The sequence below is a fragment of the Microcystis sp. M53598_WE2 genome, from assembly GCF_030067735.1.
Lineage (GTDB): Bacteria > Cyanobacteriota > Cyanobacteriia > Cyanobacteriales > Microcystaceae > Microcystis > Microcystis aeruginosa.
The window spans coordinates 1-7,892 of the sequence record NZ_JASJFE010000583.1 but is presented as its reverse complement, the minus strand read 5'-3'; the positions used below and the strand labels follow the sequence as shown (position 1 = coordinate 7,892).

At 45.8% G+C, this 7,892-nt stretch carries 7 protein-coding genes; 2 read left to right on the top strand and 5 right to left on the bottom strand.

The window, feature by feature from the left end; translation table 11 throughout:
• Positions 1 to 66 precede the first annotated feature (66 nt).
• From hepT to cas3, 3 genes are all read right to left on the bottom strand, one after another.
• Entirely contained in the window at positions 67 to 465 is a 399-nt protein-coding gene (gene hepT, locus PX636_RS11840) for a type VII toxin-antitoxin system HepT family RNase toxin (RefSeq protein ID WP_002778655.1), read from the bottom strand.
• 41 nt (positions 466 to 506) lie between these two features.
• Positions 507 to 926: a type VII toxin-antitoxin system MntA family adenylyltransferase antitoxin gene (mntA, locus tag PX636_RS11835; RefSeq protein WP_072924215.1), complete on the bottom strand. Its 420-nt coding sequence runs from the start codon at positions 924 to 926 to the stop codon at positions 507 to 509.
• Positions 927 to 1,096: 170 nt separating this feature from the next.
• On the bottom strand, positions 1,097 to 3,262 hold the full coding sequence (cas3, locus tag PX636_RS11830) for a type I-D CRISPR-associated helicase Cas3' (protein ID WP_288117309.1): 2,166 nt from the start codon (positions 3,260 to 3,262) through the stop codon (positions 1,097 to 1,099).
• 99 nt (positions 3,263 to 3,361) lie between these two features.
• Here cas3 and PX636_RS11825 point away from each other — a divergent pair, with 99 nt between their 5' ends.
• A complete protein-coding gene (locus tag PX636_RS11825; RefSeq protein ID WP_288117308.1) occupies positions 3,362 to 4,225 on the top strand; it encodes a WYL domain-containing protein in 864 nt (287 codons plus the stop codon).
• Positions 4,226 to 4,293: 68 nt separating this feature from the next.
• Here the strand turns inward: PX636_RS11825 and PX636_RS11820 are convergent, their stop codons facing one another.
• Positions 4,294 to 5,463: an HhoA/HhoB/HtrA family serine endopeptidase gene (locus tag PX636_RS11820; protein ID WP_288117307.1), complete on the bottom strand. Its 1,170-nt coding sequence runs from the start codon at positions 5,461 to 5,463 to the stop codon at positions 4,294 to 4,296.
• A 150-nt stretch (positions 5,464 to 5,613) separates the two neighbouring features.
• Positions 5,614 to 6,282 carry a hypothetical protein gene (locus PX636_RS11815; RefSeq protein WP_288117306.1) on the bottom strand — a complete coding sequence of 223 codons (669 nt, stop codon included), beginning with the start codon at positions 6,280 to 6,282 and terminating at the stop codon, positions 5,614 to 5,616.
• A 209-nt stretch (positions 6,283 to 6,491) separates the two neighbouring features.
• On the opposite strand from PX636_RS11815, the gene PX636_RS11810 reads away from it, so the two are divergent.
• The coding region (locus tag PX636_RS11810) for a serine/threonine-protein kinase (RefSeq protein ID WP_288117305.1) at positions 6,492 to 7,892 on the top strand (1,401 nt) is incomplete at its 3' end.

The following is a 7,892-nucleotide window of genomic DNA, read 5'->3' as shown; positions in this document are numbered from 1 at the left end:
GGTAGTTTTTCCACAGTCGTGGTTATTCTATTGATTGTATCGATAATTTTTAATTCTTTCGTATTTTTAACCATTTTCTGCCTCCAAGGAATCTAGATATTGAACGATCGAGCGTTGGTAGCGGGGATAATCTCGTAAAATATTAGCGATCGAGGAATGAACGATATCGGGATCAATTTTCTTGTATAGGTGTACGAGTAAGTTTCTTAATTTAATAGACTCGGTAAGTTGAACGGCTAGGTGTTCTTCTAAGATTCCCAGTTCTACGATTTGAAATAATGCGTCGCGAGCATTATTCGGAGACTCGATATCTAAATATTTTAAAATCTGGTAATTGATATCGATGCCAGTTTGAACGATAAGCTGAATTAACCTTTCTATGGCTAATTGACGTTCTCTTAATGTACGATAATCCTCTAAGGTGATCGAACCGTACTCGCTAAGTTCGGCGAGGTATTGATTCATGAGGTTTAATTCGTCTATCGCAATCAGAGGTTGAATAGCATTTACACTCCTTTTTCTCGTAGAGAAATCTCTAGATTATTCCGTAATTGACGGTATAACGCTTTCGATTCTTCAGGATTCATGAGAAATTTTTCTTTAAATCCCTCGAATAGTCCCGTTTCCCGTTCGTATAGAAGTTGACCATCTCGCGCGACATAATGAGCAAGGATCGGCGAACATTCTTTTAAATCAATCACATCAATTTTGTCCTCGGGAATCTCTAAAGCTTGTTCGAGTAGTGTATAAATTTTCAATAGACTCGAAATATCCTTTTGATCACTTCTTTCCTCGTATAAAACAGCGAAATCCCAATCGCTATCAGGTTTATGCTCTCCACGCGCTCTAGAACCGAAGAGAATTAATAGTTTTAAATTCGGTAGTTTTTCGACAATAGCCGTAATTTTTTCTACTAGCCTATTCATATTTAGCCCCTATCAAAAAAAATGGCAAGAATCCGATGGATATATCGATCGATGTCCCTAGCGTCTGTCTATGTCTATTATCAAACGCGGAGGAAGCAAAGAGCAACTAAATCCCAGAAAAAGTGTCCGTACACTTTGACTCCCTCATCTCTTGGTAGCCTCAAACGGCATCAACAGATCCACACCTCACCCCCTTGACCTTTGAACCGATGAGCGAGAGTATCCAACAACAAGGCCGCTTGACCGATCGCTATAGAATAGGGTGACAGGGGAGAATGAATACTACTCTCGTCACTAATCGGATAGATACCAAAGTGCATCGGTAATTGTAAGCGTTGGCGAACTGCAGCGACGGGATAGGCAAGAACGAAGCTAACCAGAGCCAGATCCCGTAACTCCCGACTAATTCGATCGAGCCAAGGATTATCCGGTTGCCAAACACCGATTCCCGTCAAAACCTGCACTTTCCACGCGGAGGCGATCTCGCCTAAATCGCCGTCGTAGGTAAAGCGCCAGTTTAACCGTTCCTCTCGATATCCCTTTAAATTCAGAAACGCAAGACAATAATCGAAACGTCTGCGCGCGATCGGTGTTTTCGTGGCCTCGATCTGGCGCTTAAACTCGCCTTTTCTCCACACCTCCACCTCTAGATTACCGAGAATACTGGGTAAATCGTAGGTTTTAAAGCGATCGCCCTCCTCTGGTTCCGTCGAATCGTATAACCCGCATAGTAACGGACTCGACCCGCGAAAACTAGACGCATCCTCGAAAATCGGATTACCGTTTTTCCCCGATAACTCCTTCCATTCGTCGGCCCATCCTTTCACCCGACCGGCGACCCGTTTTAAACTGGTATCGAAAACCTCCTCGCATTCCTGTTGAAACTTCTGGCGACTTTCCCCGTATTGGGATTTGATCTTCGGACTCCCTAAATTCCACCAGAGTTGAAATGATTGTACCGCTCCCCAACGTTGGTAATAACCCTCGAAATTATTGATATGACGGTAGTTACTCTTGATGGCCTCCTGTAGCTGAATTCGGTCATACCGTTCCCCGACTTGTAACGGTGCATCTTTCTTCTCGAATAACCGTTCTAGGAAAAATTTCGGAACCAGAGCGATCGCTGTGAAGTTAGTAAATTTTACCGCCGTTCCCTTTCGATCGTAGCCGCTGTGACGGCCTAAACGGCCGAAACGTTGAATAAAATTTCCCGCATCCGACGACTCGAAAATGAGGAAATTAATCTTGAAGTCCACCCCCACATCGATGGTACTCGTTCCGATCACCAGATCACGATTTAACGATGCCAACTTCTCCCGCGTTCCCGAAAGACCCGTATTTTCCCCCACCGTTAAACCGATAGTCGCCAATAATTCTCGGAAAATCGGCAGCAGACGTTTAACCGAAGCGATCGAATTGAGAATAATCGCGCCCTTGCTGCTGGGGTATCGCTTAAAATAGTCTAAAATTCGCTCTTTATTTTCCTTCAACCAATTTTCCGAAGTTTGAAAACTCGACGGTAAGGGAATAAAAGATAGCTCGATTTCCGAGGTTACTTGTCGCCATCCCTGTTGAGCGAGGGAATTGGCCTCTTCTGGGGTATCGGGAAACCGGTATTTTCCTTCTCTTACTGGGTCGATCGATCGATAGCGAAACCCCGCTTTATCCAATCGTTTTAGTAAACCCTCGTCGGGAGTTGCGGACAAAAACAGGTATCGTTTCCCACGATTGGCCCGTCGGATTAGAAGCATGGTATTGATAATACTGGCGACCTGTGGCGTGCCGAAAACGTGAAATTCATCGAATAGGAAGAGAGCGAAATGTTTATCGATCCGGTTCCATAGCTGATCGGGGTTATCGTAGGGGGTTAAATAGGCCCCCCGATGCAGATAATGGAAAATATCGGGGTTAGTTAAGAGAATTTCCGACTGTTTCGATCGAGTCTCTAGAGCGATCGCTTTCGTTTTCCCATCCCGTTCGGCGTACAATTCCAACTCGGGCCCGGTTAAAAGATTGACCCGGGGTTGATCCGTTGGTTGAAATCGTTGAATATATGCCTCGATCTGACCCCGCTGATCCCGCGCTAGTTCGTTGGTTGGGTAGAGTCCCATAATCGGGAAATATCCTTGCAAAGTTCGCAGGTAGGCCGCTAGACTTTTCCCGTCCCCCGTCATGGCCGAATTGATGATTACCGCGACATCGGGATCGTTGAGTGCTTTCCACGTCTCCACCTGATGCCACGATAACCGCCATCCTTGCGGAACCTTGATCCCGTCTGGTATCTCGTCTGCGGGACAGGAATAGACTGGCCTGAGCGTTACTTGATAATTTACCATGAATTTCTGTCCGTAACTCCTTGCTATCTTCCATAATAACCACGACAATAGGGATAGACAAGTACCTTAACAGAAAAAGTGTCCGTACACTTATAAACTATGAGCCGGATAGGACAATCAATCACTTTATCGGTCAGTGAAAAAGAAAAACAGGCCCTAGAAATCCTTGCCAGTGAATTCGGGCTATTTTGGGGAGATAAACCGAATATATCGAAGTTAATCAAAGAAATTGCCCGTAATAAACTTAAAATCGCCCCTAATCACGACTGGAAGCCCGATCGCTTGCAGATGCTCCAACAGGCGATCGATTCTCTCATCGATGCTGGGCAAATCCCCATCGCCCTGGAACTGGCTAAACTACTATTAGAACGGAGCGAACTGCCGGGACCCTTACGCAAAGAGCTAGAAGGCCGCCTCGATAATCCTCCCCCGCCATGGCGGTTAGAACTCGATCGCTGCATTCTCCGACAACAACCGTTTCAGTTATCCTATCAGGATGCCGGCGATCGAATCTGGGAATTCCATCTTTACCATGCCGCTATCAATCGTCACGAGGATCGCTTATATCTCGATTGTTGGTGCGAGGAAACCGAGGGAAATCAAGATATTTCCGAACTACAGCATAATTGGAGTTTACGGATCGATCGAATCCCCAACGATTCCTTAATTACCCCGATCCCTAGGGGCAAATGGCGCAATCAGCTTGATAGTGTGTCGGCCGAGTTTCAGCTATTCGATGGATTAGCTCGATCGTACCGGACTAAAAGCGCTATCGATATCGCCAACGAATTGATCTCGAACGATCCCCTCGTCCGGCAGATTACCCGACAGGTAACGAGTAGCTTCTGGTTTTTCCGCGAGATTCTTCCCTACGGAGAAGATTGCTTGCTGATCTCCCCGGAAAAAGTCCGCAAGCGTTTCTATGACAAGTTGCAGCGACTTTATCGGCGCTACGAGTCCTGAAAAGATTTTCGTCGCTGCTCAATCAAGGCATGAAAACTCACATCTGATAACTGATCACTGACCGCCGATTACTGATTTGACATTTGGGCGGTGATTACGGTGAGATCGATCGCCCTTTCGCCCCTTCTGATTCTTAGGGGTAAAGATTGACCGATCCCGGTTTTTTCCACCATTTCCTGTAACTCAGCGCCATCGCTAACCGGTTGATTATTAGCTTTAACAATCACATCCCCGCGACGGATCCCGGCTTTTTCGGCGGGGGTATTGGGTAGGACTTTCACCACCAAAATTCCCGACACTTCCGGGACGATCATGGCAGAATTGGGGTTTTGATTATTAGCCCGGGCTAAATCGGGAGTTAGATTAACCATCTGCACACCGATATAGGGATGGGCCACCTTTTGACCTGCTTCTAGGGTTGCTTGTAACTGCTTGGCCCGGTCGATGGGAATGGCAAAACCGATGCCCATGGCATCGGCACGAATCGCCGTATTGATGCCGATGACTTCCCCTTGGGCGTTGAGTAAAGGACCGCCGGAATTACCCGGGTTAATAGCGGCATCGGTTTGGATAAAATCAATGCGTTTATCGGGAATACCAGCCTTAGCCGCCGAGCGCCCGATCGTGCTAATAATTCCTAAAGTTACCGTATTATCTAGACCGACGGGATTGCCTACTGCGATCGCCCAGTCCCCCACTTGTATGGATGAGGAATTGCCGAGGACGGCTACAGGTAAATTTTCCCCTTGGGAATTAATTTTCACCACGGCTAAATCAGTGATCTCATCAGTACCGCGTACTTCTCCTTTGAAGCTACGACCATCTTTTAAAGTTACCGTTACCTTATCGGCATTATCGACCACATGGGCATTAGTTAAGATTAAACCACTGCCATCGATAATAAAACCCGATCCCTGGCCAGCCACTCGCTGCTGGGTGGGAAGACGAAACTGTTCTCCAAAAAACTCCTGAAAAAAAGGATCATCAAAAAAGGGGCTATTGGGACGAGTAATGATCGCTTCGGTGTCAATTCGCACTACTGCCGCACCCGTGCGCGCCACTGCCTTAGCGACAAAACTTTCCGCCGTCATCTCCGGGGGAATTCTGGCCAGATCGGCGGCAGCGCTGGGCAGATTTTGAGCATTTACCGCCGCTAAACTGCTAAAACCGAGCATAATTCCCAGAAAAGTTGCTAAAGCGTGGGTAATAGTTCGCCGTAACCCTGTAGGAAGTTTCATACTTTGATCTCTGATTCTGATGTTTTGACTGTTTCTGTCTATTGGTTGACAGACGGACTATTAAAAATCTAACAAATCGATCGCTCCGTTTAAATCGATGGTTGACACCAAATCCGCCAGCAGACGGATTTGGTCATGGTTTGCCGTTAACTAATCTCTGATCACTAGGGGCGATTGCAGGGTAATATTTAAATCTCGATCGGGGTTAACAGAGTATAACTGCACGGAACTACCACCGACAATTCCCGCCGCCGGTAAGCCCCATCCCGCAAGGGTTCCCACGGCTGCTCCCGCTAAAACATCGAGAACTTCAACCTTGCGATCGCCCGTAAGAGCAGCGATCGCTGTGGCTGCCCCCGCACCGGCGAGGGTTCCCCCTAAGATATCTTGAGTTTTTGCCCCTTTACGCAGGGTTTCAGTGGTAGTAATTAATCGCGAAGTGGCATTGAGGGGAATGGTGCGATTACCCCCATCGAGGCGAATTTCATCGGCAATAAACCGCACACCTCGGCCGGCTGCTTCTAAAGTACCCTTGACTTCACTTCCCGCTGCAATCACCACAATCCCATTGCGGTTACGAATATCTCTGGCTACGGTTAAAGTCAGAGGAATAACATCACTTTTAGAAACTAAAATTTTATCGGCTTTCTCGTAATTCAAAGGGATAACTGTTCCCACCGGAATCGAGATTTGTTGAGCGATGAGACGTTGCCGATTAATATTACTTTGAGCGAGGACGGGAAAAGTACCGGACATCGACCCCATGAGCAGGGTAATCAGTAAAGCTGTGCTGGCTCTAGTAACAGGATTCATAGACATAGCGGTTATCCTCTCAAAAAACAACAGTGAACTTTCTCTGTTTCTAGATTATTTTTTTCTGTCTGTCATGTCAGTCCCCTCAACAGGGAATTTTTTCTCTCTCTATAGGGAAAAAAGTGGAGTGGGGAAAGTTTCCGCATTTTGTCCATCGACCGCAAAAGAGAGCCGAAAAGCCTAGAATAGTAAAAAACCTCGGATTGCCATCGTCTATGGAACTCGCTGCCGGAAACATCCTTAGTCATCGCTACCAAATTATCCGTCAATTGGGAAAAGGGGGATTCGGACAAACTTTCTTGGCCTGCGATCGCCAGTTACCCAATCAAAATCGTTGTGTGATCAAACAATTTAAACCCCAGTGCCAGGATGCCGAAACTGTAGCCATCGCTAGACGACTCTTTGAAACCGAGGCGAAAATCCTGCAAGAATTGGGCATTCATCGCCATATTCCCCGTTTATTTGCTTATTTTGAGGAAAATGGGCAATTTTTTCTCGTGCAAGAATACATTGAAGGGGAAGATTTAGCCAGAGAAATTATTGCCGGTGTCTATAGGCAAGATGAAGGGAAAGTGGTGGCTTTATTAACAGAAATTCTCTCAATTCTCGAATTTGTCCATCACAAACAGGTGATCCATCGCGATGTTAATCCCTTTAATCTTATTCGTCGCAGCCAAGATCATCAATTGGTTTTAATTGATTTTGGTGCTGTCAAACAAATTAGCACTCAAGTGGTTAAAGAAGGTAAAACCGTTTCTACCATCGCTATTGGTACCCCTGGTTATTTCCCCAGTGAACAGGCCCAAGGTTATCCGCGTTTTAGTAGCGATATCTATGCCGCCGGTATGATTGGATTACAAGCTTTAACTGGTAAAGATCCCGAAGATATTCCACTGGATGCTCGCACGGGGGAAATTCTCTGGCAACATTTGGCCATGACTAGCGCCGAGTTTAGTTATGTTATCGAGCGCATGATCCGCTATGATTTTCGTCAGCGTTATACCAGTGCCAGTGAAGCATTAATCGATCTGAGAAAATTAGGAAAAATTCATCATCTCGCTCCGAAAACTACCCAGGTGGTGAAATCTCAAGATCAAGTTGCTCGTCAAGGGAAATCTTGGTTAAAAAAAATCTTATCTGTCTGTGGAACAATTGGCTTAATAGCAGTTTCTTATCTGGGTTTTGACTATTGGAAAAATTCTCGTAATTCTCTTCGTTACTATCAACAAGGTCAGACTTTTTATCAACTCAAACGCTATACCGATGCCCTCAATTACTATGATCAAGCCTTAAAAATTAATCCCGATTATCTTGAGGCATTCCAAGGAAAAGCTGATGCTTTATTAGCTTTACAAAGATACTCGGAAGCTTTAATTATCTACGAAAAAGCTATTCAAATTAACCCAGATTCCGCTTGGCCAGCTTGGCTCGGTCGCGGGCAAGCTTTAGATAAGTTAGGCAAAAATCAAGAGGCTTTGGAAAGTTTTGAGCGGGTCTTATCTCTTAATCCTGCCGCTAGTCAAGCTTGGCAAGGTAAGGCCGATATCTATCTAGAACTGCAACAATATTCCGCCGCCCAAAAAGCTCTTGACAAATTGTTAACTTTTCAGCAAAAT